Genomic DNA, 1178 nt, shown 5'->3' on the forward strand with positions numbered 1-1178 from the left:
TTTTACTCGATGATCTTGGAGACGACGCCGGAGCCGACGGTGCGGCCGCCTTCGCGGATGGCGAAGCGCAGGCCCTCTTCCATGGCGATGGGCGCGATCAGCTCGGCCTCGAACTTCAGGTTGTCGCCCGGCATCACCATCTCGGTGCCTTCCGGCAGGCTCACCGTCCCGGTCACGTCCGTCGTGCGGAAGTAGAACTGCGGACGGTAGTTGGTGAAGAACGGCGTGTGCCGACCGCCCTCGTCCTTGGTCAGGATGTAGACCTCGCACTCGAACTTCGTGTGCGGCGTCACCGACTTGGGCTTGCAAAGAACCTGCCCGCGCTCAACGTCGTCGCGGTTGATCCCCCGCAGAAGCGCCCCGATGTTGTCGCCCGCCTCGCCGCGGTCCAGCAGCTTGCGGAACATCTCCACGCCCGTGCAGGTCGTCTTCTTGGTGTCCTTCAGGCCAACGATCTCGATCTCGTCGCCCACGTTGATCACCCCGCGCTCGACACGGCCCGTCACCACCGTGCCGCGGCCCGAGATCGAGAACACGTCCTCGATCGGCATCAGGAACGGCTGGTCGACCGCGCGCGCCGGCGTCGGGATGTAGTCGTCAACCGCCGCCATCAGCTCCTTGATCTTCTCGGACCCGATCTCGGGGTCGCGGTCCTCGAGCGCCGCAAGCGCCGAGCCCGCGATGATCGGAACGTCGTCGCCGGGGAAGTCGTACTCGCTCAGAAGCTCGCGCACCTCCATCTCCACAAGCTCCAGAAGCTCGGGGTCGTCAACCTGGTCAACCTTGTTGAGAAAAACCACCAGCGCAGGAACGCCAACCTGCCGCGCCAGAAGAATGTGCTCGCGCGTCTGCGGCATCGGGCCGTCCGCCGCGTTCACCACGAGGATCGCGCCGTCCATCTGCGCCGCCCCCGTGATCATGTTCTTCACGTAGTCCGCGTGGCCCGGGCAGTCCACGTGCGCGTAGTGACGGTTCTCCGTCTCGTACTCGACATGCGCCGTCGAGATCGTGATCCCGCGCGCCTTCTCCTCCGGCGCGCCGTCAATCTCGTCATACGCCTTGAAATCGCCAAACTGCTTCGTGATCGCCGCCGTCAGCGTCGTCTTGCCGTGGTCAACGTGACCAACCGTGCCAATGTTCACGTGCGGTTTCGAACGGTCAAACTTTTCCTTTGCCAT

General features: G+C 64.3%; 1 protein-coding gene. It reads right to left on the reverse strand.

What is annotated here, in order from left to right; all coding sequences use genetic code 11:
- Positions 1 to 2: 2 nt before the first annotated feature.
- A partial coding sequence (gene tuf, locus ACH13J_RS18335) for an elongation factor Tu (protein WP_397544783.1) occupies positions 3 to 1178 on the reverse strand: 1176 nt, incomplete at its 5' end.

It is taken from the genome of Roseovarius salis (genome assembly GCF_044472985.1).
GTDB classification, from domain to species: Bacteria; Pseudomonadota; Alphaproteobacteria; order Rhodobacterales; family Rhodobacteraceae; genus Roseovarius; species Roseovarius salis.